This window comes from Actinomadura sp. 3N407, from assembly GCF_052245875.1.
GTDB lineage: Bacteria > Actinomycetota > Actinomycetes > Streptosporangiales > Streptosporangiaceae > Spirillospora.
In genome coordinates, this window is record NZ_JBQQBP010000017.1 from 21,145 (window position 1) to 47,961 (window position 26,817).

Consider the following 26,817-nt stretch of genomic DNA (forward strand, 5'->3'; position numbering starts at 1 on the left):
AAGATGCCGTTTACAGCATGACATGTCAGCGGAGGCCATGGCAATGCGGATAACCGGGTACAAGAGCCACGGCGTGGCCGCCGCCGCCGCGCTGGTTAACGCCGTCACCAGCGCGGACGGCGACGACTCCGCGGACGCGCTGCGCCGGGTCCTGCGCGAGAACCAGTTCTTCTGGCAGGAGTTCGAGGACGCCGACGCCGCCGACTTCCGGCGCTGGGGCCGGATCCTGCGGCCGTTCTTCGAGGCCCCCCGGGTCGAGGACGCGATGGCGCTGCTGAACGGGCTCATGCTGGAGGTCCCCATGCACCCGCACCTCGCCGACCACGAGCCGCACGGGCTGCACATGCACTACGCGCCGCCCTCGTCCCGGCTCCCGGACCGCTTCCGCGCGACCACTCTCATGAACCTCGCCGAGCTGATCGTCGAGCACGGCCTCGGCCGGACGGGCGTCTGCGCGGCGGACGGCTGCGACCGCGTGTACGCCGACACGTCCCGGGCGGGACGCCGCCGCTTCTGCTCGGAGTCCTGCTCGAACCGCACGAACGTCGCCGCCTTCCGCGCCCGCCGCCGCACGTGAGCCGGCGCGGACTCGTCCGAGTCCGGGTTTTGCCGCGATATTGCCCGCATGCGGGAAGAACCCCGGCATGGCACCCGCGTTCTTCCGCCGCCGCGACCGTCCAGGCCGGGCATACCGGACATGCTGGACAGGCTGGACCAAACGGCTAGGCGGGACCGAACGAACAGACGGGACCGAGCGAACAGACGGGGCCGAGCGAACAGACGGGGCCGAGCGAACAGACGGGGCCGGCCGGTCTCCGCTGCACGTGGCGACGGAGGTGCAGTCCGCCGTCTTCCGCATCGCCCGGCTGACGATCACCGCCACCCTGTCCTTCGTGCTGGCCCTGACGATCCTTCCGCCGGGCGGCCCGAAACCGCTGCTGTCGCCGCTGACCGCGCTGCTGGTCGTCCAGTTCTCGGTCTACCAGACGATCCGGGCCGGCATCCTGCGGGTCGCCGCGGTCACCTCGGGGGTTCTGGTCGCGGTCATGGCGTCGAGCACCATCGGGTTCTCCTGGTGGACGCTCGGGCTGACCATCCTCGCCGCGCTCGTCATCGGGCACGTCCTGCGGCTGCGCGAGCACGTGCTGGAGGCGCCGATCAGCGCGATGCTGATCTTCGCGCTGGGGGCGGCCAGCGAGGCCGGCGCCACCACACGCGTCCTGGAGACGCTGATCGGCGCGGCCACCGGCCTGGCGGCGACGCTGCTGGTGCCGTCGGTGCGCGTCCGGCCCGCCGAGGAGGCCGTCCAGGACATCACCGAGAAGCTGCGGCGGCTGATCGAGGAGATCGCCGACGGGCTGCGGGGCGAGCGCGCCGAGGACGAGGCGGCCCGCTGGCAGGACGCGGCCGAGCAGCTCGCCCGGGAGATCGGCCGCACCGACCGGCAGCTCAGCGCGGCGGAGGAGAGCGTCCGGCTCAACCCGCGGACGCGGGCGCGGCGGCTCATCGACGCCGGGGTCGCGTTGCGCAACGCCATGGAGACGATCGAGCACTTCACCCTCTCGCTGCGCGGCCTCACCCGGTCGCTGGCCGACGACGAGCGGTTCGGCGAGCACGGGCGGCTGCTGACCGAGCCGGCGCTGCGCCGCGAACTCGGCGACGCCCTCGCCGGGATCGCCGCGAGCATCGCCGCCTACGGCCGGCTCGCCCGCTCCGACCTGGCCCGCGACGCCCGGCCGTTCCTCGCCGAGCACGACCTCGAGACGCGGGTCGACGTCGCCCGCGAGCGCCGCGCCCGGCTCACCCGCAGGCTGCACGAACGGGCCGCGTCGGGGGACCTGTGGCCGCTGTACGGCGAGGTGTCCATGGACGTCGACCGCCTCATCGAACATCTGCGGGTCGAGCACCGCGCCCGCGCCCGCGAGCACTGGCGGCGGCACCGCGGCGCGGCCCGGCATCTGCCCGCGCGTCCCGTCCGCGTCGTCCAGCAGGCCGGGCACCAGCTGCGCAGGGCCGCCGAGTCGGCCGCCACCGCGGCCGACCGGAACGCCAGGGAGTCCGACGACCCGGACCACCGCCACTGACGCACGCCCTTCCCGACGCGCCCCTCCCCCGACGTGCCCCTCCCTGACGCGCCCCCTTCCCTGGCGCGGCCTCCCGCCCCGGAACCATCGCGGCCCGGAAAGGCAGAGGCCCGTCCCTGGGGGGAAGGGACGGGCCTCTCTGGGGAAAGGGCCTTGCGGTTCAGCGGAAGGTCGGCTCCAGGACGTCGATGCCGCGGTTGTTGTCGGCGACGTAGACGTACCTGCCGTGCCAGTACGGCTGCCAGGACGAGGCGTCGGCCGGACGGTAGTAGGCGACCTGCCTGGGGTTCGTGGGATCGCGGACGTCCAGGAACCGGGTGCCCTGCGCGTAGAACGACTGCACGATCACGCCGTCGCGGACGTCGAAGTAGTGGGCCGAGCAGTCGGTGCTCTCAGGGTCGCTGCCCTCCTTGCCTGCGACGCCCCACGTGCCGATGGTGCGCAGGCGGAACGGGTCGTCAGGCGTGGACCGCCAGCCCTCACCGTCGTAGGAGCCCTTCAGCGACGCGATGACGAGCAGGCCGTCGTTGGCGCAGCCTTCGCTGAACGTCTCCTCGGTGACGTACAGCAGCTTGCCGTTGCCCCACCTGCGCGGGTCGGCGGCCTGGTTCCGGGTACGGCCGACCGCGCGGTAGCTGTTGTGCATGAACGCGGAGTTGGTGGTGGCCTCGTCCAGGCCGCCGCCCGCATACGGGACGGGGTCGTAGGCCGTGGCTCTGCGCCACCTCTTCTCCACCGGGTCGTAGTGCCGGCCCCTGGTGTGGTAGCCGCGCACGCCGCCGCGTCCGGACGCCCAGGCGACCCCATTGGAGTCGACCTGGATGTCGTGGGTGTAGTCGGTCTTGCCGTCGTTGCGGCCCGTGTCGATGGGCTTCTTGTAGACCTTCGGCTTGGCGGGGTCGCGGACGTCGGTGACCCAGACGGGCCGTCCGCCCCAGTCCTCGGGCATCCAGTCCGCCTTGGCGGGACCGCCCGTCCACAGGTACCTGCAGTCGTTGACGCAGGTGGTGGTGTGTCCGGCGGGGACCTTCACGTACGTGATCTGCCGCAGGGTCTCCGGCTTGGACGCGTCCACGACGTAGATTCCCGACTCGCCGGTCCGGGTGTCGCCGCCGAACGCGCGCGGGTCCCGGGACAAGTAGATGATCTTGCGTTTCGGGTCGAAGTCGGTGTCCTCGGTCTCCCACATGCCCGGCATGCTGAGCTGCCCGACCAGCTTGGGGACGCGGGGGTCGGCGGTGACGTCGTAGGCCCTCAGCCCGTAAGTGCCGGTCGCGTACATGATCGTGCGCTTGTGCCGGCCGTGGCCGTAGTCCATGAACATCAGCGAGATCGTGCCCTCGACGCCGGACACGCCGCCGACGCGCCGCACGCCCTTGGTCGCCTCGGACTTCGTGGCGGCCGCGTCCGCCCGGTGGTAGTGCCCGGCGTGGCGGGCGCCGGTGCCCTCACCTTCGGCGGCGGTGGTCTGCTTCTCCTGCTTGTTCTTGGGGTCTTCGGGCGGGCACGCCCAGGCGGTCCCGGCCATCAGGGCCAGGGACACCGCGGCCGCGCCGCCGCCCTGGAGCAGACGTCTGACGGTGACACCGGCGGCGATGCCGGTGGAATGAGATGTGCGGGGGAGCATCACGCCTCCACGGGAGGGGATTTCGCAAGCGCCAGTGTGAACGGGGTCGCGCACTTGATCAACAGTCCGCCATGTCACGAAATGGACTCAGGACCGCCAGGGCTGGTCGGACCTGTCGCGCTGCCGTACGCTCCTCGGCGTCCGCCCCCTCCGGCTCCCAGGAGAGGCCGATGAAGAGCTCCACGCGCACCGCGGCCCTGGTGACCGGGGCCGTCGCGGTGCTGCTGGCCCCGGTCGCGGCCCTCAAGGCGTGGAGCGAACCCGCCGACCCGCGGATCTCGGTCGGCGCGGCCGCCCCCGCGACGCTGCTGCCCGGCGACGTCCGCGACGCCACCGGCCGGATGATCGCGAACGCGGTGTGGACGGGCCTGGTCTCCTACCACCCGGAGACCGGCGCGCCCGCGAACGCCGCCGCCGCGTCGATCACCAGCCCGGACCGGCGGGTCTGGACGATCCGGCTGCGTCCCGGCGCGACGTTCCAGGACGGCTCGCCCGTCACGTCCCGCTCGTTCGCCGGTGCCTGGACGACGGTCCTGCGCGAACGCTGGGCCGGGGCGCGGCTGCTCACCGATGTCGCGCACGTCAAAGGCGCCCGGCGCGGCGAGGACGAGGTGCCGGGCATCGAGGTCAAGGACGGCCTGACCTTCGAGGTGACGCTCGACCGTCCGCTGAACGGGTTTCCCGCCCTGCTCGGCGACCCCGCGTTCTTCCCAATGCCCGAGAGTGTCCTGGAGTCGCGGGACTGGGCGTCCTACGGGCGGGAACCGGTGGGCAACGGCCCGTTCCGCGTCGGGTCCCGGAACGCGCGGGAGATCGTCCTGCAGCCCCGTGAGGGCGGCCGTCCCGTGGTCGTCAAGGCGATGCCGGACGCGCGCACGCAGTACACCGCCGCCGTTGCCGGCGACCTGGACGTCGCCACGCGGGTCCCGCCCGGCCGGCACGCGTCGATGGACGCCGACTTCGGCGACCGCCACCTCGCCGTCCCCGGACGGGACATGACCTACCTGGCGTTCCCCGGCTGGGAGGAGCGTCTCGCGTCCCCCACCGTGCGGCACGCGCTGTCGATGGCGATCGACCGTTCCGCCGTGACGGAGGGGCCGCTCGGCCACCAGTACTCCCCCGCCGACGCGCTCGTCGCGCCCGGCGTCCGGCCGGGCCGGCGCGAGGGCCAGTGCCGCCACTGCGTCCACGACACGAAGGCCGCGGTCGCCGCGCTCGCCGACGCGGGCGGGCTGACCGGGCCGCTGACGCTCTGGTACGAGGCGGACCGCGGCGACGGCGCCTGGGTGAAGGCCGTCGCCGATCAGCTCCGCAAGGAACTCGAGCTGGACGCGCGGCCCCATCCCGTCACCGGCCTCCGCGAGGCGCTCGAAGACCGGAAGGCGGACGGTCCGTTCGTCGTCCACACGGCCGCCGCCTACCCGGCCCCGGTCGCCGCGCTCGCCCCGCTGCTGGAGGCCGGCACGGGGTTCGACGACGACGACACCCGCGGGCTCGTCGCCGAGGCGGAGAGCGCCGAGAATCCCGGTGAAGGCGTGATCCCGGCGCGGCTGGCGGAGAGCGCCATGCTGCGCGACATGCCGCTCATGCCGCTGTGGTCGCACCATGATCACCTGGTCTGGTCGGAACGGGTGCGGGGCGTCACGGCCGACGCCTTCACCGGCCTCCGCCTCGACGCCCTCACGATCAAGGACTGACGCGGCACGGACCGGCACGGCACAGACCGATGAGCACGCGCCCGGCACCGACCGACCGGCGCGGTGACCCCAACTTTCGGTGGAACCTCCGAGATCTCTATGCTTCGGACATGCAACAGGACGAGGATTCCGGCCGGGTGACCCTGGCCCAGGTGGCCGATCAGGCCGGTGTCTCCGTTTCGACCGTCTCGAAAGTTTTGAACGGACGCGAGGACGTGGCACGCAAGACCCGCCTGCGGGTGGAGCGTCTGCTGGAGCACCACGGCTACCGGCGGGGGGTCAGGTCGGCGCCCGACGCCCCGCTCATCGAGATCGTCCTGCACGAGATCGAGAGCCTGTGGACCATGGAGCTGATCCGCGGCGTGGAGAGCGTCGCCAAGGCCAACGACGCGAGCGTGGTGCTGACCGAGAGCGGCACCCGGCACTCCCCCGGCCCCGAGTGGATCAGCGGGGTGCTGCGCCGCCGCCCCCTCGGCGTCGTGCTGCTGTTCTCCAGCCTGGCGCCGGAGTACAAGAAGCGGCTGCGGTCCCGCTCGATCCCGTTCGTCATCATCGACCCGGCCGGGGACCCCGAGCCGGACGTGCCCTCGGTCGGCTCGGCCAACTGGTCCGGCGGGCTGGCGGCGACCCGGCACCTCATCGACCAGGGCCACCGCCGCATCGCGATCATCACCGGGCCCGCGGACATGCTGTGCTCCATCGCGCGACTGGACGGGTTCCGCTCGGCGATGAGCATGGCGGGGCTGGACGTCGATCCGTCCCAGGTCACCTACGGCGACTTCCACGTCCAGGGCGGCTTCGAGCGGGCGATGGAACTGCTCGGGCGGCCCGACCGGCCGACGGCGATCTTCGCCGGGAGCGACCTGCAGGCGCTCGGGGTGCTGGAGGCCGCGCGCGTGCACGGGCTGCGCGTCCCGGACGACCTGTCGGTCGTGGGGTACGACGACGTCGCGGTCGCCCCCTGGGCCAGCCCTGCCCTGACCACGGTCCACCAGCCGCTGCGGCAGATGGCGGAGTCGGCCACCCAGATCCTTCTCGGCATCCGGGCCGGGGAGGCCGTCGCCACCCGCATGGAGCTGTCCACCAGCCTCGTCGTCCGCAAGAGCACCGCCCCGCCGCCCACCACGGAGTGAGATCCCGGCACTGAGTGAGACCCCGGCACTGAGTGAGACCCCCGGAACGGCGACCGCCTTCCCGCGGCCGGGGCCTGGCCGCGGGAAGGCGCGCCTGCGGGGGGCGGCGGGTCAGGTCATGCGGCCCGGCAGGAGACCGACGGCCAGTTCCAGTTGCCGTGGTGCATGATCGTGAAGCCGAAGGCGTTGCCGCTGCCGTTCGGCCGCATCGTCATCACGTTCCCGCCGGAGTCCCAGGCCGGCGACCCGTTCCAGGTCGCGATGATCTCCTGCGGGTTCTGCACGGTCACGGTGACGACCCAGTCGTTCGTCCCGGAGACGCTGACCGACAGGTTGAACCGGTCGTTCCACTGCTGACCCTGCGAGATCTGCGCCGTGCAGGAGCCGCCCTGCGGAGGCGGGTCGTCACCACCGCCACCACCGTCACCACCGTCACCACCGTCACCACCGCCGCCGGTCGGGGCCACGGCCCGGCCGGTGGCGGGTGAGATCATGCCGGCGCACAGGTTGCGGCTCTTGAGGTTCGCGGCGATCTGCGGGACGGCCGCGATCGTCGTGGAGTAACCGTCGTGCATGAGGATGACCTGGCCGTTCTGAAGGGAACCGGCCCGCTGCACGATCTGGGCGGTGGACGCGCCGTTCCAGTCCTGGGAGTCGACGTCCCACAGGACCTCGGTCAGGCCGAGCTGCTGCTCGACGGCCCGCACCGTGGAGTTGGTCTCCCCGTACGGGGGCCGGAACAGCCGGGGCGCCGTCCCGGTGATCTGCTGGAGGGCCTGCTGCGTCCGCTGGAGCTCCGACATGATCTGTGACTGCGGCAGCTGGGTCAGATGCGGGTGCGACCAGCTGTGGTTGGCGATCCACATGCCCGCGTTCTTCTGCGCGTTGACCAGCGACGGGTTGTTCTGGGCGTTCTGCCCGGTGTTGAACATGGTGGCGCGGAGGCCGTTCCGCTGCAGAGCGGACAGCAGCGCCGAGGTCTGGCCCGTGGGGCCGTCGTCGAAGGTCAGCGCCACATAGCCCCCGCTGCAGTCGTCCGCGGCGGCGATGCCGTGGCGGCCGGTCTCGGACGCCGCGGCACCGGTGGCGGCGGTCACGCAGACCATGGACCCGGCGGCGAGCAGGGTGGCGAAGGCGAGGACGAACGCTCGGCGGGTGGTGCGTGCGGGTCTGCCCCGCGGGGGAGCGTGTTCGATCATCGGTGTTCCTCCAGCGGAACGGACGGGACGGGGCGGGGCCGTCCTCCCGGCGGACCTCATTGTGAAAACTCCCACGAAAGGTGTCAAGACATCGAAAGGCACTTTCGAAGCCGAAATCCGTTCGAAGAGTCGATGAACACAGCTGACATGCGGCAATCAATTCGAAATATTTCGAAGTGCTCAGAAATGTGCGGCTGTCCAAAGATGCGATCCGGCTTGAGAATGTAGACCGGTCGGTCTAATATCGTGGGCATGGCACCCCGGGGCGAGACGAGAGAACGGGTTCTGCGGACTGCGGCGGACCTGTTCCAGCGGCAGGGCTACCACGGCACCGGGCTCACCCAGGTCCTCGCGGACAGCGGGGCACCGAAGGGTTCGCTGTACTTCCACTTCCCGGAGGGCAAGGAGCAACTCGCCTCCGAGTCGGTGGCACTGTCCGGGCGGACGGTCGGCGGCGCGCTCGCCGAGGCCGTCCTCGCCGCACCGGACGGCCGGGCCGGAATCGCGGCCCTCGGTGAGCACTTCGCGCGCAGCCTCCTCGACTCGGATTTCAGCAAGGGCTGCCCGGTCGCGACCGTGGCGCTCGAGACGGCCGCCGAGAGCGAGACGATCCGGGCCGTCTGCGAGTCGACCTACGACGACTGGCAGCGGGGCATCGCGGTCGCCCTGCGCGGATGGGGCGTCCCCCCGGAACGGGCCGAACCGCTGGCGGCGCTGGTCCTGTCGTCCTTGCAGGGCGCCGTCATGCTCGCCCGCGTCCGGCGGGACGTGTCCGTCATCCACGACGTCACCCGGCAGCTCGGCGACCTGGCGCACGGCGAGACGGTCTGAGACGGTCTGAGGCGCCCAGCTCACCGCTGGGAGAGGCGGTGTGTGAGGGCGGTGTGGCGGCGGCCCGCACCGGCCGTGCGGACGGCCGCGGCCAGGGCCCGGCGTGAGCCGACGAGGACAACGAGCTTCTTCGCGCGGGTGATCCCCGTGTAGAGCAGGTTGCGGCGCAGCATCATCCACGCGCCGGTCGTGAGCGGGATGACGACGGCCGGGTACTCGCTGCCCTGCGACCGGTGGATCGTGATCGAGTAGGCGTGGGCGAGTTCGTCGAGCTCGTCGAAGGCGTAGTCGATGCTCTCGTCCTCGTCGGTCAGGACCGTGAGGGACTGGTCTTCGAGGGACACGGACGTGACGACGCCGACCGTGCCGTTGAAGACGCCCGCCTCGCCCTTGTCGTAGTTGTTCCGGAGCTGGGTGACCTTGTCGCCGACGCGGAACACGCGTCCGCCGTAGCGGCGTTCGGGACGCGCGTCGTCGTGCGGCGTCAGGGCCTCCTGCAACAGCGTGTTCAGGGACCCGGCCCCCGCGGCGCCCCGGTGCATCGGCGCGAGGACCTGGACGTCGCGGCGCGGGTCGAGACCGAACTTGCGGGGGATGCGGTTGGCGACGACGTCCACGGTCGTCTCCGCCGCCTCGTCCTGTTCCTCACACGGGAAGAGGAAGAAGTCGGGGTACCCGCGGGTGTGGGGGTGGTCGCCGGAGTTGACGCGGTGCGCGTTGACGACGATGCCGGACTGCTGCGCCTGCCGGAAGATCCTCGTGAGCCGGACGCGCGGGATCACTTCGGCGCCGAGCAGGTCGGCGAGGACCTCGCCGGCGCCGACGGACGGGAGCTGGTCGACGTCCCCGACGAGCAGCAGATGCGCCCCGCGCGGGATCGCCTTCACCAGCTTGTTCGCGAGGACCAGGTCGACCATCGAGCTCTCGTCCACCACGACGAGGTCGGCGTCCAGTGGATTGTCCTGGTCGAACTTGGGGTCTCCGCCTGGCTGGAGCTGGAGGAGCCGGTGGACGGTCGCGGCCTCGTGCCCGGTCAGCTCGGAGAGGCGCTTGGCGGCCCGTCCCGTCGGCGCCACCAGGACGATCCTGGCCTTCTTCGCGGCGGCCAGCTCCACCACCGAGCGGACGGTGAAGCTCTTGCCGCAGCCGGGACCGCCGGTCAGCACCGACACCTTGGACGTCAGCGCGAGCTTGACCGCCTCCTCCTGCTCGGGGGCCAGGGCCTGGCCGGTGCGCTGCTTCAGCCACGGCAGCGCCCTGTCCCAGTCGACGCCGACGAACGCCTTGAGCCGGTCGGCCGGGGCGTCGAGCAGCTCCAGCAGGCCGCGGGCGAGGGACCGCTCGGCCCGGTGGAACGGCACCAGGTAGACGGCCGGGATCGTCGCGGCGTCCTCCCCCTCCCCCGGGATCGGCTCCCGGACGACGCCCTCGTCGCGGGCCAGCTCGTCCAGCGCCGGGACGATCAGCTCCCGCTCGACGCCGAGGATCTTCTCCGCCGCCGTGACGAGGTTCGGCTCCGGCAGGAAGCAGTGGCCGTCGTCGGCGGCCTCCGACAGCGTGTACTGGAGCCCGGCCTTGATCCGCTCGGGGCTGTCGTGGGGGATGCCGACGGCCTGCGCGATCGTGTCGGCCGTCTTGAACCCGATGCCCCACACGTCCGACGCGAGCCGGTACGGCTCCCGGCGGACGGTGTCGACGGACTTGTCGCCGTACTGCTTGTAGATGCGGACGGCCAGGGACGTGGAGACGCCGACGCCCTGCAGGAAGACCATCACCTCCTTGATGGCCTTCTGCTCCTCCCACGCCTCCCCGATGCGCTTCGTGCGCTTGGGGCCGAGGCCCTGGACCTCGACGAGGCGTTCCGGTTCCTCCTCGATGATCCGGAGGATGTCGGTGCCGAAGTGCCCGACCATGCGGTCGGCCATCACCGGCCCGATCCCCTTGATCATGCCGGAGCCGAGGTAGCGGCGGATGCCCTGCACGGTCGCCGGCAGGACGGTCGTGTACGACTCGACCTCGAACTGCTTCCCGTACTTGGGATGCGAACGCCACCGCCCGACCAGGCGCAGGCTCTCCCCCACCTGCGCGCCGAGCAGCGCGCCCACGACGGTCAGCAGATCGCTGCCGCTCTTGGCGGTCGCCACCCGCGCGACGGTGTAGCCGGTGTCCTCGTTCGCGTAGGTGATCCGTTCCAGCACGGCCTCAAGTTCCGCAGGTCGCGGCGGCGTGGCGTGGGGCGTCGGGGAGGTCGGCACGACCATCATGATGGCCGATCCGGAGGGCGCTCTGGCCGGAACCGGCACACGTGCTGGATCTTCCACGGCATCTCGGTCAAGGGAAAGATCGTCCTCGCCCGGTACGGGGCGGTGTTCCGCGGTGTGAAGCCCCGGGAGGCGGCCAAGCGCGGCGCGAAGGGCGTGCTTCTGTACTCCGACCCCGCCGACGACGGGTTCACCAACGGCGAGGTGTACCCGGACGGGCCGTGGCGCGCACCGGACGGCATCCAGCGCGGCAGCGTCGCCCAGATCCAGCTCGCCGCCGGCGACCCGCAGACGCCCGGCTGGCCGTCGGTGAAGGGAGCGCACCGGATCCCGCCGTCGCAGGCCCCGATGCTGAAGGGGCTCATCCCGACGACGCCGATCTCCTACGGCGCGGCCGAACCGCTGCTGCGGGCGCTGAAGGGCCCACAGGTGCCGGACGAGTGGCAGGGCGGCCTGCCGTTCGAGTACCGGTTCGGGCCGGGCGGGACGAAGGTCCACCTGGACCTGAAGAACGAGTTCGAGGTCCGTCCGCTGTGGAACGTCATGGTGCGCGTCCCCGGAAGCCTGCACCCCGAGCAGGAGGTCATCCTCGGCGCGCACCACGACTCCTGGACGTACGGCAGCAGCGACAACCTCTCCGGCGCGGAGAACGTGCTCCAGGTAGGCCGCGCTCTGGGGACACTCCTCAAGAAGGGGTGGCGCCCTAAGCGCACCATCGTCCTGGCCACGTGGGACGGCGAGGAGTACGGCCTGTTCGGGTCCACCGAGTACGCCGAGCACCGGGCCAGGCAGCTCCGCAACGCGGTCGCGTACGTGAACATGGACGGCGCGGGAGGCTCGCGGTTCGGCGCCGCGACGACGCCCGCGCTGGACCAGTCCGTCATCGACGCGACGAAGGAAGTGCGGTGGCCCGGCACGGACGGGACGCTGTACGAGGCGTGGAAGGCGCAGAACGACGGGAAGACGCCGATCGGCCGCATCGGCGGCGGCTCGGACTTCCAGGCGCTCTTCCAGCGGTACGGGGTGCCCGCGATGGACGTGGGCTCGTCCTCGCCGGGGAACGCCGGGAACTACCACTGCGCGTGCGACGACTTCTACTGGATGTCGCGCTTCGGCGACCCGAGCTGGGAGTACCACGCGGCCATGTCCCGGCTGGCCGGCATCACGACGCTGCGGCTCGCGAACGCCGACGTGATCACGCTCGGCTACCGCCCCTACGCGGAGGAGACCGTCCAGTACCTCACCGACTTCGTCCAGGAACAGCGTGAACGGCTGGGGCGCGTGGTCGTGGACGTCTCACGTGACATCGAGCAGGCCGAGGCTTGGCAGCGCGCCGCGAAGGCTCTGCAAGCGCGCGCGGAGGAGGCGCTCCGCGAGGGCGACACGGCCGCGTTCCGCCGCCTGAACGTTAAGATCATGAAGACCGAGCGGGACCTGCTGACGCGGGCGGGCCTGCCGGGCCGTCCCTGGTACCGGCACCAGATGTACGCGCCCGGAATCGACACCGGCTACGCCACGCAGCGGCTGCCCGCACTCAACGACGCCCTGTTCATCGACAGGGACGTCCGCACCGCCAAGGCGTACGAGGCCCGGCTGTACCGCAGCCTGCGCGCCGCGACCCGCACCCTCGCCGCCCGAGGAGAGTCATGAACAGAACCCTCACCCGGCAGCCCTTCGGCACCCTGGAGGACGGCACGGCGGTCGACCGCTACACCCTCACCAGCGGGAACGGCATGCGCGTCCGGATCCTCACCTACGGCGGGATCGTGCAGACCGTCGAAACACCGGACCGGCACGGCCGCGACGCCAACATCGCCCTCGGCTTCCCGGCGCTTGAGGACTATGTCGGCAAGAACGGCGGCCCCTGCTTCGGAGCGGTCATCGGCCGTTACGCGAACCGCATCGCCAAGGCCCGGTTCACGCTGGACGGCGAGACGTACCGGCTGGCCGCGAACAACGGCGAGAACAGCCTGCACGGCGGTCCCGGAGGCTTCAACACGAAGGTGTGGAAGGCCCGCCCCGTCGAGGGTGGCGACAGCGTCGGCCTGCGCCTGGACTACACCAGCGTTGACGGCGAGGAGAACTTCCCCGGCACGCTCACGACGACCGTCACCTACACGCTCACCAGAGGCAACGAACTCCGGATCGAATACCACGCGACCACGGACCAGCCGACCATCGTGAACCTCACCAACCACTCGTACTTCAACCTCGCCGGTGAGGGCACGGGCGACGTCTACGGCCACCGCGTGACCCTCAACGCATCCCGCTACACGCCGGTGAACGCCGCCCTGATCCCGGTCGGCGAACCAGCCCCGGTCAAGGGCACGCCGTTCGACTTCACGAGCCCGCACAGCATCGGCGAGCGGATCCGCGCGCACGACCCGCAACTGCTCATCGCGCAGGGATACGACCACAACTTCGTCCTCGACCAGCCTCACCCAAGCCGGCTCACCGAGGCCGCACGGGTGACCGAACCGCGCTCTGGACGCGTCCTGGAGATCAGCACGACCGAGCCGGGCGTGCAGTTCTACACGGGCAACTTCCTCGACGGCTCCCTCATCGGGACCGGCGGCCGCGCCTACCGGCAGGGCGACGGGTTCGCGCTGGAGACCCAGCACTTCCCCGACTCCCCCAACCAGCCGGGTTTCCCGTCGACCGTCCTGCGCCCCGGCGAATCGTTCGACTCCACGACCGTCTACGCGTTCTCAACCGGCTGAGCCATCTCCGCGTTCTCAACCGGCTGAGCCATCTCCGCGTTCTCAACCGACTGAGCCATCTCCGCCTCGAGCGCCGGCCCCTGACCGGGCGTCGCGCCGGCTGAGACCTCCAGTACTCCCGTCTCGGTGACCAGCGCCGTCACGAGGCGGGCGGGCGTGACGTCGAACGCGGGATTGAACGCGCCCACCCCGGCCGGGGCGGTCCTCGCGCCGCCCCAGGCCAGGATCTCCTCCGCGGGACGTTCCTCGATCGGGACACCGCCGCCGTCCGGAACGTCCAGGTCGACGGTGCTCCACGGCGCGGCGACGACCAGCGGGATGCCCGCCGCCTCGCAGGCCAGCGCCACACCGACCGAGCCGATCTTGTTGGCGGTGTCGCCGTTGGCGGCGATGCGGTCTGCGCCGATGACGGCCACGTCCGCCAGCCCGCGCAGGATCGTGCTCGGCGCCGCGGCGTCCGCCTGGACGACGCACGGGATCCCGGCCTGGTCGAGCTCCCACGCGGTGAGCCGGGCGCCCTGGAGCAGCGGGCGTGTCTCGTCCACATAGACGATCTCGACGCGTCCCCTCAGGTGCAGTTCCCGGACGACGCCCAGGGCCGTCCCCCACCCGGCCGTGGCGAGCGCGCCGGCGTTGCAGTGCGTGAGGACGCGCAGAGGGCGGTCACCGGCGCGGCCGAGGATCCAGTCCGCGCCGTACGCGCCGATGGCCCGGTTGCCGCGCACGTCCTCGTCCAGCAGCGCCTGGGCCTCGGCCGCGACCGCGTCGGCTCCCCTGCCGATGAACGGCAGCACGCGGTCGACGCCGGCGGCCAGGTTCACCGCGGTCGGGCGGGCCTCCCGGACGCGGGCGATCGCGGCGTCGCGCGCGGCGTCGTCCCAGCCCTCCCGCGCGGCCTGGCGCACGGCGATGGCGACGCCGAACGCGCCCGCGACGCCCAGTGCGGGGGCGCCGCGCACGACCAGCCGCCGGATCGCGTCCACGAGCGTGCCGACATCGCGGACCACGAGGTACTCGACCCGGGCGGGCAGGACGGTCTGGTCCAGCAGCCGCAGCCCGTCGCCCGCCCATTCGAGAGGGCCCGCCCACTCGATGGTCCGCACATCACTCGTCATACCGCCCATGATGCCCGCAAAATCCCGCGAACCCCCATGCCATCGGAGGTTCAGGCCGCACCATCACACTCTGTGACCTGCGAGAACTTGACATGGGTCGAACTTGTGTTCGAAATTGTGCGGAGGGGATGAAGGGAGGCCGACCGTGCCGGAGGCGGCGCTGCGGGAGCTGGTGCTGGATTCGGCACCGCGTGGCACGGTACCCGTGCTGCCCGCGCTCCGCCCCGTCGTCCCCGGCGGGCTGCGGCCCGGCTCGGTCGTCGGTCTCGACGGTCTCGGCGCCGCGTCCCTCGGCTCGGCGCTCGTCGCGGGCGTCTCGCTTCACGGCGGCGAGGACGGCACCGGCGGCTGGTGCGGCGTCGTCGGCCTCCCCGGCTTCGGCGTGGCGGCCGCCGCCGGGATGGGCGCCGTCCCCGAACGCCTCCTCCTCGTCGACGACCCCGGCGACCGCTGGCCCGACGTCGTCGCCGCGCTGTGCGAAGCCGTGGATCTGGTCCTGCTGTGCCCGCCCGAACGTCCCGGCGCCGCCGCCGTCCGCCGCCTGTCGGCGCTGGCCCGCAAGCACGGCTGCGTCCTCACGCTGACCGGCGCGTTCGCCCGCGACTGGCCGGGCACCCGGCTCCGGCTCCGCCTGGACGACGTCGCCTGGGACGGCCTCGCAGACGGCCACGGCCGCCTCACCGGCCGCCGCGTCCAGATCGTCGCCGGGGGCCGCGACGCCCCCGGCCCCGGCCGCCGCGCCCGCGTCTGGCTGCCCGCCCCCGACGGCACGGTCAAGCCGGCCGAGACCGCCCGCCCGCCGCTGGAACTCGTCCCCGAGCCCGTCGCCGCCGGTGCCCCGGTCCATCCGCGGCCGTCCGGCGGCCCGCCGCCGGTGCGGGCGGAGGTCGAGGAGGGGATCGCATGACCCGGGTCTTGGTGGTGTGGTGCCCGGACTGGCCGGTGACGGCGGTGGGCGTGGACGCGTCCATCGCCGGTGCCGTGGTGGTGCAGGGGCAGGTGGCGGCCTGCACGGCGGCTGCGCGGGCCGAAGGGGTGCGGCGGGGTCAGCGGCTCCGGGACGCGCAGCGGCGGTGCCCCGAGCTGGTGGTGCGGGAACGCGACGTCGACGCAGAAGGGCGGCTGTTCGAGATCGTCGTCGAGGCGGTCGCGGAGCTGACGCCGCGCGTGGAAGTGGTGCGGCCGGGGCTGTGCGCACTGCCGGCGGGCGGCCCCGCCCGGTTCTACGGGGGCGAGGAGGCGTTGCGCGTCCTCGTGCAGGACACGGTCGTCGAAGCCGGGTACGACTGCGGGTCGGGAGTCGCGGACGGGCTGTTCGCGGCGGAGCTGGCCGCGCGGGCCGGGGAAGGCGGCCTGGTCGTGCCGGAGGGCGGCGCGGCGGCGTTCCTCGCGCCGTATCCGCTGTCGGTCCTGCACTCTCAGGACGCCGGCCGCCCAGAGCTGGCGGATCTGCTGCGGCGCCTGGGCGTCAAGACGCTCGGGGACTTCGCCGCGCTGCCGTCCGGGCACGTCGCCGCGCGGTTCGGGACGGACGGGGCGCTCGCGCACCGCCTGGCCAGGGGCGAGGAGCCGCGCCCGCTCGCGCCCGTCAAGGCCGCCGCCGACCTGTCGGTGCGCGCCGCGTTCGACCCGCCCGCCGAGCAGGCCGAGCGGGTCGTGTTCGGGGCGAAACGGCTGGCCGCCGAACTGCACGAGGCACTCGCTGCGGGCGGGCTGGCCTGCGTCCGGCTGGAGGTCGCGGCCGGGTTCGCGGACGGGCACGTGCTGCGGCGGCTGTGGCGCCACGACGGCCTGTCGGCGCTGGCGGTGGCCGAGCGGGTCCGGTGGCAGCTGTCGGCCTGGCAGCCGAAGGGCGGTCAGGTCGAGGACGTCTGGGGCGGGGTCACCTGGCTCGAACTGGCACCCGACCAGATCGTCCCGGACGGTGGACGCCAGGAGGCGCTGTGGGGCCGCACGACCGTCACCGACCGCATCGCCCGGGCCGCCGACCGCATCCAGGCGCTCCTGGGGCACCAGGGGATCACCCGGCCCGTCCTCGTGGGCGGGCGCGGGCCGGGCGAGCGAGTCGTCCGGGTACCGGTCGGCGACCTGGTCCCCTCGGGCCTGCCCGAGGGGCCGTGGCCGGGACGCGTGACGGGTCCCGCGCCCGCGGTCGTCCCGGTGACACCGTCCCAGGCGGAGCTGGTCGACACGTCCGGCGACGCGGTGGTGGTGTCGGCGCGCTGCGAGGTGTCCGCGCCGCCCGCCACGCTCACCGTCCGGGGACGTCCCGCCGCGGTGACCGGCTGGACGGGCCCATGGCCCGCCGACGAGCGCTGGTGGGATCCCGACCGGTCACGGCGCAGAGCACGGTTCCAGGTCACCACCGATGACGGCGCGGCCTACCTTCTCGCCATCGAGCGCGGCCAGTGGCATGTCGAGGCCGTGTATGACTAGGCGCTGCATGACCGGGCGCTGCATGACCGGGCGCTGCATGACCGGGCGCTGCATGACCGGGCGCTGCATGACCGGGCGCTGCATGACCGGGGTCGGCTGATGGGCTGGAGCAACCCGCCGATCTCGTGGCGGGAGTTCGAGGAGCGGTTGTCATGGCGGCCCACCGAGCGGCAGCCGGACGAACCGCCGGACACGTCTCGCCCCCCGCCCAGCGCCCCGTCCCCCGCCCCGTCCCCCGCCCTGTCTCCCATCCCGTCCCCCGCCGGGGATGTGCCGTTGCCGTGGGCGGAGCTGCACTGCCACTCGTCGTTCAGCTTCCTGGACGGGGCCAGCGATCCCGGGTCGCTCGTCGCGGAGGCGGCGCGGCTCAGTGTGGAGACGATGGCGATCACCGACCACGACGGCATGTACGGGGCGGTGCAGTTCGCGCAGGCCGCGCACGACGCCGGAATCGGGACGGTGTTCGGCGCGGAGCTGAGCCTCGGCCTGCCGGGGCCGCAGACCGGCGAGCCCGACCCGGCCGGACGTCATCTGCTGGTGCTCGCGCGCGGCGCACCCGGGTACGCGCGGCTCTGCTCGGCGATCACGGCCGCGCAGCTCGCGGGCGGACGCAAGGGCCGTCCCGTGTACGACCTGGACGCCCTTGCCCACGACGGGCACTGGGCGGTGCTGACCGGGTGCCGGAAGGGCCCGGTTCCGGCGGCGCTGGAAGCGGGCGGCCCGGACGCGGCGGAGCGGGAGCTGCGGAACCTGATCGGCAGGTTCGGCCGCGACAACGTGTTCGTCGAGCTGATCGACCACGACCAGCCGGACGACGACCACCGCAACGACACCCTTTTCGCACTGGCCGGGCGGGTGGGCGTGGACGTGGTGGCGTCCAACAACGTGCACTTCGCCGCGCCCGGGGCCGATGCGCGGCTGGCGCAGGCGATGGCGGCCGTCCGGGCCCGCCGCAGCCTGGACGACATGGTGGGCTGGCTTCCCGCGGGAGGCACGGCGCACGTCCGGAGCGGCGCGGAGATGGCGAAGAGGCTGGCACGCTTCCCCGGCGTCCGGGAACGAACGGTCGCGCTGGCGAAGGAGTGCCTGTTCGACTTCGATGTCGTCGCGCCCCGCCTGCCGGACTGGCCCGTCCCGGACGGGCACACCGAGGCGAGCTGGCTGCGGCACCTGGTGGAGGAGGGGGCGCTCAAGCGGTACGGGCCGCCGGAGCGGGAACGGATCTCCGGCGCGTACGAGCAGATCGCCAAGGAACTCGACGTCATCGAGCAGCTCCGCTTCCCCGGCTACTTCCTGATCGTGCACGACATCGTGGAGTTCTGCCGGAGCAGGGGCATCCTGTGCCAGGGACGGGGGTCGGCGGCGAACTCGGCGGTCTGCTACGCGCTCGGCATCACGGGCGTCGACGCCGTCCGGCACGGGCTGCTGTTCGAGCGGTTCCTGTCACCGGGACGGGACGGGCCGCCCGACATCGACCTGGACATCGAGCACCGCCGCCGCGAGGAGGCCATCCAGTACGTCTACGGCAAGTACGGGCGCGAATGCACGGCCCAGGTCGCGAACGTCATCAGTTACCGGCCGCGCATGGCCGTCCGCGACGCGGCGCGGGCGCTCGGCTTCTCCCCCGGCCAGCAGGACGCGTGGTCCAAGGGCATCGATCCGCGTGACCCCGTCGGCTCCGAGTCCGACATCCCCGCGCCGGTGACGGACCTGGCGAGCCGGATGCTGACGCTCCCCCGGCATCTCGGCATCCATTCCGGCGGCATGGTGATCGCCGACCGGCCCGTCGGGGAGATCTGCCCGATCGAGTGGGCGACGATGCCGGACCGCAGCGTCCTGCAGTGGGACAAGGACGACTGCGCGGCGGCCGGGCTCGTGAAGTTCGACCTGCTCGGCCTCGGCATGCTCGCGGCGCTGCACGACTGCTTCGACCTGGTCGACGAGCACCACGGGCGGCGGTACGACCTGCAGTCCGTCCCGGCGGAGGACCCCCTCGTCTACGACATGCTGGGCGACGCCGACACGGTCGGGGTGTTCCAGGTGGAGTCGCGGGCGCAGATGGCGACGCTGCCGCGGCTGAGGCCCCGCGAGTTCTACGACCTGGTGGTGGAGGTGGCGCTGATCCGGCCGGGGCCGATCCAGGGCGGGTCCGTCCACCCGTACCTGCGCCGCCGGAAGGGCATGGAGCCCGCGAGCTGCCCGCATCCGCTGATGGAGCCCGCCCTGTCGCGGACGCTCGGCGTGCCGCTCTTCCAGGAGCAGATGATGCAGCTCGCCGTGGACTGCGCCGGGTTCACCCCGGCGGAGTCCGACCAGCTCCGGCAGGCGATGGGCGCCAAACGCGCACCCGAGCGCGTCGAGCGGCTGAGGCGGCGGCTCCTGGACGGGATGGCGGAACGCGGCATCCCCGCCGACATCGCGGAGAGCGTGTACGAGAAGATCCTGGGCTTCACGGGGTTCGGGTTCCCGGAGTCGCACGCGCAGAGCTTCGCGCATCTGGTGTACGCGAGCGCCTGGCTGAAGCGGCATTTCCCGGCCGCGTTCACCGCCGCCTTGGTGCGTAACCAGCCGATGGGGTTCTACAGCCCGCAGAGCCTCCTGGCCGACGCCCGGCACCACGGCGTCGTGGTCAGGGGCGTGGAGATCAACGCCAGCGACGTCCACCCGACGCTGGAGGAGGCGACCCCGGTCGACTCCGACCATCCGCACGCGCCCGCCGAGCCGCAGCCCGCGATCCGGCTCGGCTTCGCCGGCATCCGCAACCTGGGCGACGAGACGGCGGAGGCCATCGCGACGGGCCGCCCCTACACGAGCATGGAGGACCTCGCCCGGCGCGTGCCGCTGTCGGCCGGGGCCCTGGAGTCGCTCGCCACGGCGGGCGCGTTCGACCGGCTCGGCCTGTCGCGGCGTGAGGCGCTGTGGGCGGCGGGCGCGCTGGCGGGTTCCGGCCCAGGGCAGCTCGAAGGGGTGACGCCGGGCACGTCCGCGCCTGCGCTGCCCCCGATGACGCCGATCGAGGAGACGCTCGCCGACCTGTGGGCCACCGGCGTGTCCCACACCCATCCCGTGGCGCACGTCCGGGAGGCGCTGGACGAACTGGGCGCAGTGTCGTCCAAGCGGCTCGCCGAGACGCCGGGCGAGACCAACGTCGTCGTCGCCGGGCTCGTCACCCACCGGCAGCGCCCGCCGACCGCCGGCGGCATCGTGTTCATGACGCTGGAGGACGAGACCGGCATCATCAACGTCGTGTGCCCGCCGCAGGTGTTCCAGCGGCACCGCGGCCTCGCCGTCGACTCGCAGGCGCTGCTGGTCAGCGGCCGGTTGGAACGCGCCGACAACGTCGCGAACGTCCGCGCGACCCGGCTGCGGCGCCTGCCCGTCCCCGGCCGCGTCCGCGCCCGCAATTTTCATTGAGCTGCCCTTGGCGTCGGGCGCTGGGGGCGCCCTCCTTCGGCGGGTGACTCGGCGATCGCCGCATCGCTCCGGCCCGCCTTGCGGCTCGCCGCGCGATCAGTTTCTCGCAGGCTCGAACTGCCTTCGGACGCGATCGCGATGGTTCAGGTTGTCGACGGCTGGGGCCATCGGCTGATGATGTCGCTAGAACCTCGCAGCCTCCTCTGACATCGTAAGGAGACGTGGGCCGCGTGCCGCCGCGTCGGCGGCCGCCAAGACGCGGCTCGTGGGGCGGAAAGGTGATCTCTATGGACGGCCCGCGAGCGTCTTCTCTGCGCGAACTGCGCCCGGGGGACCCCACGCGGATCGGCCCGTACCGGATCGAGGCCAAGATCGGCGAGGGCGGGATGGGCGCGGTGTACCTCGGCCGCGACGGGGACGGGCGACGCGTCGCGGTGAAGGTCGTGCGGTCCGCGCTGTCCGACGACCGCACGTTCCTCGCCCGCTTCCACGACGAGGCCGCCAACGCGCAGCGCGTCGCGTCGTTCTGCACCGCGCAGGTCCTGGAGCACGGTGAGGACCTCGGCCTCGCCTACATGGTCACCGAGTACATCGAGGGCCCTTCCCTGCTGGAGCACGTCACCGAGAACGGCGCCCTGTCCCCCGGGATGCTGCACGGCGTCGCGGTCGGGGTGGCCGCCGCGCTCGTCGCCATCCACAGCGCCGGCCTCGTGCACCGCGACCTCAAGCCCAGCAACGTGCTGCTGTCCATCTCCGGACCCCGGGTGATCGACTTCGGGATCGCCCGGGCGCTGGACGTGGCGTCCGCGCACACCCGGACCGGCCAGGTCGTCGGCACCCCCGGCTGGATCGCGCCCGAGCAGGTCACCACCCAGCAGGTCACCCCGGCCGTCGACGTGTTCGCGTGGGGCTGCCTCGTGGCGTTCGCCGCGAGCGGCCGCAACCCGTTCGGGCAGGGCCCGTTCCAGCTCATGGTGGCCCGCGCCGTGCACGCCGAACCCGAACTCGGGGAGCTTCCGCGGTCGCTGGCCGGGCTCGTCCAGTCCGCGCTGCGCAAGGACCCCGAGCAGCGGCCGGGCGCCCGCGACCTGCTGCTCGCCCTCGTCGGCGGCGCGGGCGAGTCCGAGGTGACGACCGAGCTGGGCGAGTCGTGGACGCCCCCACCGGACGACCCCGGCGCCACCTCCCGCGACGTCACCGCCCGGCACGCCGCCCCGCCGCCCGTCACCGCCGCCGCACCTCCGTCTCCTTCCCCGTCCCCGTCCCCGTCTCCAGCCCCGCCGCCTTCTCCTTCTGCGGCCCCATCTTCTTCTGAAGCAACGCCGCCTTCTCCAGCCCCGTCTCCGGCCCCGCCTCCGGTGACCGATCTGGCGCCGGAATGGCCCGTCCAGGAAACGAAGACGGAGCCGGCGTACGAACGGCGCACCGACCCCGTCACCGAACGCCAGTTCGCCGCGCCTCCTCCCCTCCTCCCTCCGGTCCCCGGCTGGGCGGACGGCCCGCGCGGGCGGCGCGGGCCGAGCGGGCAAGGCGGGCAGGGCGGACTGTCCCGCCGCACCACGCTCATCGCCTCGACGATGGCCGGAGTGCTGGTCGCAGGTGCCGTGGCCGGGGGTCTCTACTACTTCAACCGGCCGTCCGGCGAGGCGGAGAACAAGAGCGGGCCGGCGACGTTCCCGTCCGCCCCGCTGCTCGTCCGGATCGACAACGAACCGGGCTGGCCGAAGTCGTGCCACGCCGACATCGGCCTCTACAAGCCCGGCGAACCGGCCGCCACGAAGCTCATCGGCGGGGACCGGTGCGAAATACTGCCCGAGCCGTCCCCGGACCGCAGCCGCATCGCGTTCACCCGGAGAGGCGGCGGCAGCACAGAGGCGTGGGTGATGAACGCCGACGGGACCGGTGCGCAGAAGGTCACCGACATCGTGGACGGGCGGGTGACCTGGTCGCCGGACGGCACACGCCTGGCGTACATGGGCAAGGTCGGCGACACCCGGCAGATCTTTACGATCACCCTGCAAGGACGCAAGGTCACACAGCTCACCGACGACGACTCACTCAAGGACGATCCGATGTGGTCGTCCACGAACAAGCTCGTGTTCTGGAGCGAGCAGGACGACGCCCTGCAGATCTACACCCTCGACCCGGACCGTCCGGGATCCGACTGGACGAGGCTGACCAAGGACGGCGTGCGCGCGGTGGACCCCGAATGGTCACCCGACGGCTCCAAGATCGCGTACGTGCGCGGCCCGGACGAGAGCAGCACGATCTGGGTGATGAACGCCGACGGGACCGGGGCCCGCGCCCTGACGACCGGCGGGCTGGACGACATGGATCCGGCGTGGTCCGCCGACGGCCGCTGGCTCTGCTACGTGCGCGGCAAGGTCACCGACCCGGTGATCCACGCCGTCCGGGCGGACGGCACCGGCGACCGGGTGATCACCCCGGCGGGCCACACGTTGGGTCACCCAAGCTGGATGTAGCGCGAACGACCACTACGCTCCCTCGGGTGCGATGGCGACATGACACCTGGGTGAAACGCGGCGGGCTGGCACTCGCGGTCGTGGTCCTGTTCAGCGGCGGCTACCTGTGGTTCTGGCTGCGCTCCGCGGAGCATCGGGTGTCGCAGATCTGCGGCGGGATGCTCCCGGTCGACGACACCGTGGGCATGATCTTCGGTGTCGACGACCTCAAGCTGGAGAACAAGAAGCTGAACATCACCTCGACCGAGGTGCCCGAACTCAGCTGGCGCTGCAAGGCGAACAACATCTGGGTCACCATCGAGCCCGCGACCGGAACGGAGGACACGCTCGGCCCCTCCTCCTTCTCGTCGAGCAACCACGAGCACTTGCCGGTACCGCTCGGTTCGGGGTGGACGGGCTTCGTCCTCAGAGACGATGGCAGCGACAAGGGGGCGGTCCTGCTCGACTGCCGGAACTGGGCCGGCGACAAGGGCGAAGGCCTCTTCATCACCGTCAGGGACAGCTACGGCGCGGACACCCGCCTCGAGAACCGCGCGGACCTCGCCCGCGTCCTGACCGGCACGGCCCGCCGCGCCGCCGAGAAGACGGGCTGTGACGCCGAGCCGGGCTCCACGATCGACCGCATCGCCCCGCTGCCGCCGGAGGCTCCCCGCAGGCTCTCCGAAGCGACGGGCACCTGCCAGGGGATGACGTCACAACCGTCCGCCCGGGGCACGGCGGCGGGCGGGTCCCCGGCCGAGTACTGCGTTCTCGGTCCCGAAGTCCCTCAGGGTGGAGGCCCCGAACAGGGACTGGTCCTGACCGCCATGTACGGCCCTTACGCCGTGCCGATCCCCGGTTTCTTAAAGGAGCCCGCAGGTATCCGAGGTGACTCGATGTGGGCATCGGCCACCTGCAAGGACGTCCTGGGTACCGCCCGGTACCTGGCATCGCCCCAGGATGAGAGGCGTCTGTTCACCTCCGAGGAGAACAGCTCCGCCCTGGAGCCGCTCACCGACGCCGAACTCGCGGATTTCGCCCGCTTCGCCGAGGCGTCCGCCGCCCGGCACGGCTGCGAGGCACCCGTCCTGCCCCCGGCGGCCGACGCCTGAGCCGCCCACCCGCCCGCGCCGGAGCTCAGCCGGTGATCATGTCGAGGCGGCGCAGGATCACACCCTCGCGCAGCGCCCACGGGCAGACCTCCAGCTCGGTCAGCTCGAACAGGTCCATCGCGGCGTCCGCGACGATCGCGCCGGCGAGCAGCTGCGGGGCGCGCCGCTCGGAGACGCCCGGCAGCTCGGCGCGCTCCGCCGACGGCATCGGCGCGAGCTTCTCGGCCCACTCCGTCAGGTCGGCTCCCGCCAGGACCCGCCGCTGGTACGGCCCGTCGGCGGTGGGGGCGGCGCCGCCGATCCGGGCGAGCTGCTTGAAGGTCTTGGACGTGGCGACCGCATGGTCGGCCGGACCGTACCGGGAGACGTCCCCGACCCTGCGGGCGATCTCCGCCCGGACATGCCGCCGCAGGTCGCGGACCTCGTCCGGGGGCGGCGGGTCGGCGGTGAACCGGTCGCGGGTGAGCCGGCCCGCGCCGAGCGGCAGCGAGAACGCCACGTCCGGTTCCTCGTCGATCCCGGACGCGATCTCCAGCGAGCCGCCGCCGATGTCCACCACGAGCAGCCGGCCCGACGACCAGCCGAACCAGCGCCGGACGGCGAGGAACGTCAGCCGCGCCTCCTCCTCACCCGACAGCGACCGTATGTCGATCTCCTTGTCGGCGCGGACCCGCCCGAGGATCTCCTCGCCGTTGACGGCGTCACGGACGGCGGAGGTGGCGAACGCGACAAGGTCCTCGACGCCTTTGTCCTCGGCGATCTGCAGCGCCTCGTCGACGAAGTTGCGCAGCAGCGTCTCGCCCTCCTCGGACAGGCGGTCCCCGTCGTCCAGGTGGGCGGTGAGCCGCAGGTCCGCCTTGTGGGAGTACGCGGGAAGGGGCCGTGCCCCCTCGTGCGCGTCCACCACCAGCAGGTGCACCGTGTTCGAGCCCACGTCCAGCACGCCGAGTCGCATGGGCAAAAAATATCGGACGGCCCTGCCGGGATTCGGGACGACCATGCCCAAACCACCAGCACGGATGCATTCCCGCACGTGAGACCGGGGGCCGGACACAGCAATGTGGCGGTCGGGCACGCTGCGTGGTCCGGACGACACCCGGGCTGCGGCTACGGTGTCGGGCATGGAAGCGGGTCCGGAACGCCGGTGGCGTGTACCGCCAGGTCATGTGGCGGTCAAGTGCGCCGCGGCGACCGCCGTCACGGCGCTCATCGTCCTGTACTCCCACGACCCCCAGTTCCTGTTCCTGGCGGGCGCGGCCGCGGTCGGCCTGAACGCCCTGACGCTGCGCGACCTCGTCGCCCCGGTGCGGCTCACGGCCGACGGCGAGGGCATCACCACCGTGACCGGCTACGCGGGCCGCCGCCGCATCCCCTGGGACCGGGTCACCGCGATCCGGGTGGACGAACGGCGCCGGCTCCTCCTGCACACCCGCATGCTGGAGATCGAGACCGAGGACGACCTGCACCTGTTCAGCACGTTCGACCTCGGCGCCGACGTCCACGACGTCGCCGAAGACCTGTACCGGCTCCGCGCCCGCACCAGCGGCTGAGCCCGGCGGGTCAGTCGACCGGCAGTTCCTCGGGCGTCGGGTAGGAACTCTGCGCACCTCGCTTCCGGACGGCCGCTGCGCCCACGCGGGTGGCGTAGCGGGCGGCGTCCCGCAGCGAGTCGCCGCGGGCGAGCCGGAGGCAGAGCGCGGCGGTGAAGGCGTCGCCCGCGCCGGTCGTGTCGACGGCCTCCGCCTTCGGGGACGGAATGGACGCCGTCCCCTCGCCGTCGGCGACCACGACCCCCTCGGCGCCGAGCGTGACGACGACCGACCGGGGCCCGGACCGGACGAGCGCCGCCGCCATCTCGTGCGGGCCGCCCTCACCGCCCAGCAGATAGGCGGCCTCGTGTTCGTTGACGACGAGCGGGTCGCAGAGGGCGAGCAGCCCGTCCGGGACGGGGGCCGGCGGCGAAAGGTTGAGGACGACCCGGCCACCCGCCTCGGCCGCGGCGCGGGCGGCGGCCTCGACGGCCGGCATCGGCACCTCCAGCTGGAACGACACGACGGCCGCGCCCGCGATCATGTCACCGGCCGAGCCGATGTCGTCCGGGCCGAGCCGGGCGTTCGCGCCTGGCGAGACGATGATGCTGTTATCGCCGTCCGGCCCGAGCGTGATCAGGGCGACGCCGCTGGGCGCGCCCTGGGTGGTGGTCAGGTGGGCCAGGTCCACCCCGTCCGCGGCGAGGGCGGCGCGCAGCAACTCGCCGTGCCCGTCGTCGCCGACCCGCCCGACGATGCCGACCCGCCCGCCGAGCCGGGCCGCCGCGACGGCCTGGTTGGCGCCCTTGCCGCCCGGATGGGTGGCGAGGTCGGAGCCGAGTACGGTCTCCCCCGGCGCGGGCCTCCGGTCGACGCCGACCACCAGGTCCGCGTTGACCGATCCCACGACGACGACTTCCCAATTACGCGAGTGTTCCCGATTACGCGAGTGTTCCCGATTACGCGAGTGCTGTCCGATCACGGTGTAACCGACTACACGGGCCGGACCCTCCAGCGCAACTCGTGTCGCTACCGAGTGCGCAGCTCAGCGAGGTTCACCACCTCCGCCAGCTCCTCCACGGACGAGTAGTAGCCACGCCCGGCGAGCACCCCGTTCCTCGTGACCAGAAACGCGCTCTGACCGCGCACACCGGCGAACTCGGCCAGCACCCGATGCGCACCACTCAACCGCACCGC

At 72.5% G+C, this 26,817-nt stretch carries 20 protein-coding genes; 13 read left to right on the plus strand and 7 right to left on the minus strand.

The features are described 5' to 3' along the window. The first annotated feature begins 37 nt into the window (after positions 1-37). Both ACTWPP_RS33815 and ACTWPP_RS33820 read left to right on the plus strand, forming a co-directional pair. Positions 38-577, plus strand: a complete 540-nt coding sequence (locus tag ACTWPP_RS33815; protein ID WP_443108466.1) for a CGNR zinc finger domain-containing protein — start codon at positions 38-40, stop codon at positions 575-577. A 247-nt stretch (positions 578-824) separates the two neighbouring features. Beyond that, a complete protein-coding gene (locus tag ACTWPP_RS33820) occupies positions 825-2,084 on the plus strand; it encodes an FUSC family protein (protein ID WP_443108467.1) in 1,260 nt (419 codons plus the stop codon). A gap of 160 nt (positions 2,085-2,244) precedes the next feature. Here ACTWPP_RS33820 and ACTWPP_RS33825 read toward each other — a convergent pair whose 3' ends face one another. Then, positions 2,245-3,711, minus strand: a complete 1,467-nt coding sequence (locus ACTWPP_RS33825; protein ID WP_443108468.1) for an LVIVD repeat-containing protein — start codon at positions 3,709-3,711, stop codon at positions 2,245-2,247. A 170-nt stretch (positions 3,712-3,881) separates the two neighbouring features. Between ACTWPP_RS33825 and ACTWPP_RS33830 the strand changes: the two genes are divergently transcribed. After that, positions 3,882-5,408: a peptide ABC transporter substrate-binding protein gene (locus ACTWPP_RS33830; RefSeq protein ID WP_443108469.1), complete on the plus strand. Its 1,527-nt coding sequence runs from the start codon at positions 3,882-3,884 to the stop codon at positions 5,406-5,408. A 110-nt stretch (positions 5,409-5,518) separates the two neighbouring features. Further along, complete coding sequence (locus ACTWPP_RS33835) at positions 5,519-6,541, plus strand: LacI family DNA-binding transcriptional regulator (RefSeq protein WP_443108470.1); 1,023 nt, start codon at positions 5,519-5,521, stop codon at positions 6,539-6,541. Positions 6,542-6,657: 116 nt separating this feature from the next. On the opposite strand, the gene ACTWPP_RS33840 is transcribed toward ACTWPP_RS33835, so the two are convergent. Further along, entirely contained in the window at positions 6,658-7,740 is a 1,083-nt protein-coding gene (locus tag ACTWPP_RS33840) for a polysaccharide deacetylase family protein (protein WP_443108471.1), read from the minus strand. A gap of 252 nt (positions 7,741-7,992) precedes the next feature. Between ACTWPP_RS33840 and ACTWPP_RS33845 the strand changes: the two genes are divergently transcribed. Then, positions 7,993-8,571: a TetR/AcrR family transcriptional regulator gene (locus ACTWPP_RS33845; RefSeq protein WP_443108472.1), complete on the plus strand. Its 579-nt coding sequence runs from the start codon at positions 7,993-7,995 to the stop codon at positions 8,569-8,571. A gap of 20 nt (positions 8,572-8,591) precedes the next feature. Here the strand turns inward: ACTWPP_RS33845 and recD2 are convergent, their stop codons facing one another. Next, positions 8,592-10,832, minus strand: a complete 2,241-nt coding sequence (recD2, locus tag ACTWPP_RS33850; protein ID WP_443108626.1) for an SF1B family DNA helicase RecD2 — start codon at positions 10,830-10,832, stop codon at positions 8,592-8,594. Between recD2 and ACTWPP_RS33855 the strand changes: the two genes are divergently transcribed. Both ACTWPP_RS33855 and ACTWPP_RS33860 read left to right on the plus strand, forming a co-directional pair. Continuing rightward, positions 10,803-12,482: a M28 family peptidase gene (locus ACTWPP_RS33855; protein ID WP_443108473.1), complete on the plus strand. Its 1,680-nt coding sequence runs from the start codon at positions 10,803-10,805 to the stop codon at positions 12,480-12,482. The genes recD2 and ACTWPP_RS33855 overlap by 30 nt on opposite strands. Then, positions 12,479-13,552: an aldose epimerase family protein gene (locus ACTWPP_RS33860; protein WP_443108474.1), complete on the plus strand. Its 1,074-nt coding sequence runs from the start codon at positions 12,479-12,481 to the stop codon at positions 13,550-13,552. Before ACTWPP_RS33855 ends, ACTWPP_RS33860 begins: the two co-directional genes overlap by 4 nt. On the opposite strand, the gene mtnA is transcribed toward ACTWPP_RS33860, so the two are convergent. Beyond that, a complete protein-coding gene (mtnA, locus tag ACTWPP_RS33865) occupies positions 13,531-14,667 on the minus strand; it encodes an S-methyl-5-thioribose-1-phosphate isomerase (protein WP_443108475.1) in 1,137 nt (378 codons plus the stop codon). The genes ACTWPP_RS33860 and mtnA overlap by 22 nt on opposite strands. Positions 14,668-14,812: 145 nt before the next feature. On the opposite strand from mtnA, the gene ACTWPP_RS33870 reads away from it, so the two are divergent. The 5 genes from ACTWPP_RS33870 (at position 14,813) to ACTWPP_RS33890 (ending at position 24,091) form a co-directional block, all read left to right on the plus strand. Further along, complete coding sequence (locus ACTWPP_RS33870; protein WP_443108476.1) at positions 14,813-15,574, plus strand: hypothetical protein; 762 nt, start codon at positions 14,813-14,815, stop codon at positions 15,572-15,574. Next, entirely contained in the window at positions 15,571-17,103 is a 1,533-nt protein-coding gene (locus ACTWPP_RS33875) for a DNA polymerase Y family protein (RefSeq protein WP_443108477.1), read from the plus strand. The genes ACTWPP_RS33870 and ACTWPP_RS33875 overlap by 4 nt, the downstream gene beginning before the upstream one ends. A 99-nt stretch (positions 17,104-17,202) precedes the next feature. Further along, positions 17,203-20,517: an error-prone DNA polymerase gene (locus tag ACTWPP_RS33880; RefSeq protein ID WP_443108478.1), complete on the plus strand. Its 3,315-nt coding sequence runs from the start codon at positions 17,203-17,205 to the stop codon at positions 20,515-20,517. Between the two features lie 287 nt (positions 20,518-20,804). After that, positions 20,805-23,000: a protein kinase domain-containing protein gene (locus tag ACTWPP_RS33885; protein WP_443108479.1), complete on the plus strand. Its 2,196-nt coding sequence runs from the start codon at positions 20,805-20,807 to the stop codon at positions 22,998-23,000. A gap of 26 nt (positions 23,001-23,026) precedes the next feature. After that, complete coding sequence (locus tag ACTWPP_RS33890; protein ID WP_443108480.1) at positions 23,027-24,091, plus strand: hypothetical protein; 1,065 nt, start codon at positions 23,027-23,029, stop codon at positions 24,089-24,091. 25 nt (positions 24,092-24,116) lie between these two features. On the opposite strand, the gene ACTWPP_RS33895 is transcribed toward ACTWPP_RS33890, so the two are convergent. Further along, a complete protein-coding gene (locus ACTWPP_RS33895; RefSeq protein WP_443108481.1) occupies positions 24,117-25,046 on the minus strand; it encodes a Ppx/GppA phosphatase family protein in 930 nt (309 codons plus the stop codon). 166 nt (positions 25,047-25,212) lie between these two features. On the opposite strand from ACTWPP_RS33895, the gene ACTWPP_RS33900 reads away from it, so the two are divergent. Next, positions 25,213-25,641, plus strand: coding sequence for a PH domain-containing protein (locus ACTWPP_RS33900; protein ID WP_443108482.1), 429 nt, complete (start codon positions 25,213-25,215; stop codon positions 25,639-25,641). A 10-nt stretch (positions 25,642-25,651) separates the two neighbouring features. Here the strand turns inward: ACTWPP_RS33900 and ACTWPP_RS33905 are convergent, their stop codons facing one another. Beyond that, the gene (locus ACTWPP_RS33905) at positions 25,652-26,527 is read right to left on the minus strand and encodes a ribokinase (protein WP_443108483.1); all 876 of its coding nucleotides are present in this window, start codon (positions 26,525-26,527) and stop codon (positions 25,652-25,654) included. Between the two features lie 122 nt (positions 26,528-26,649). Further along, positions 26,650-26,808 carry a hypothetical protein gene (locus ACTWPP_RS33910; protein WP_443108484.1) on the minus strand — a complete coding sequence of 53 codons (159 nt, stop codon included), beginning with the start codon at positions 26,806-26,808 and terminating at the stop codon, positions 26,650-26,652. Positions 26,809-26,817: the final 9 nt, after the last annotated feature.

Bases quoted from the DNA above. Each gene is read 5' to 3' on its own strand.
- ACTWPP_RS33885 (WP_443108479.1), top strand. From the start codon at position 20,805: ATGGACGGCCCGCGAGCGTCTTCTCTGCGCGAACTGCGCCCGGGGGAC.
- ACTWPP_RS33830 (WP_443108469.1), top strand. From the start codon at position 3,882: ATGAAGAGCTCCACGCGCACCGCGGCCCTGGTGACCGGGGCCGTCGCG.
- ACTWPP_RS33815 (WP_443108466.1), top strand. From the start codon at position 38: ATGGCAATGCGGATAACCGGGTACAAGAGCCACGGCGTGGCCGCCGCC.
- ACTWPP_RS33845 (WP_443108472.1), top strand. From the start codon at position 7,993: ATGGCACCCCGGGGCGAGACGAGAGAACGGGTTCTGCGGACTGCGGCG.
- mtnA (WP_443108475.1), bottom strand. From the start codon at position 14,667: ATGACGAGTGATGTGCGGACCATCGAGTGGGCGGGCCCTCTCGAATGG.
- ACTWPP_RS33880 (WP_443108478.1), top strand. From the start codon at position 17,203: ATGGGCTGGAGCAACCCGCCGATCTCGTGGCGGGAGTTCGAGGAGCGG.
- ACTWPP_RS33875 (WP_443108477.1), top strand. From the start codon at position 15,571: ATGACCCGGGTCTTGGTGGTGTGGTGCCCGGACTGGCCGGTGACGGCG.
- ACTWPP_RS33825 (WP_443108468.1), bottom strand. From the start codon at position 3,711: ATGCTCCCCCGCACATCTCATTCCACCGGCATCGCCGCCGGTGTCACC.
- ACTWPP_RS33860 (WP_443108474.1), top strand. From the start codon at position 12,479: ATGAACAGAACCCTCACCCGGCAGCCCTTCGGCACCCTGGAGGACGGC.
- ACTWPP_RS33835 (WP_443108470.1), top strand. From the start codon at position 5,519: ATGCAACAGGACGAGGATTCCGGCCGGGTGACCCTGGCCCAGGTGGCC.
- ACTWPP_RS33895 (WP_443108481.1), bottom strand. From the start codon at position 25,046: ATGCGACTCGGCGTGCTGGACGTGGGCTCGAACACGGTGCACCTGCTG.
- ACTWPP_RS33840 (WP_443108471.1), bottom strand. From the start codon at position 7,740: ATGATCGAACACGCTCCCCCGCGGGGCAGACCCGCACGCACCACCCGC.
- ACTWPP_RS33900 (WP_443108482.1), top strand. From the start codon at position 25,213: ATGGAAGCGGGTCCGGAACGCCGGTGGCGTGTACCGCCAGGTCATGTG.
- recD2 (WP_443108626.1), bottom strand. From the start codon at position 10,832: ATGGTCGTGCCGACCTCCCCGACGCCCCACGCCACGCCGCCGCGACCT.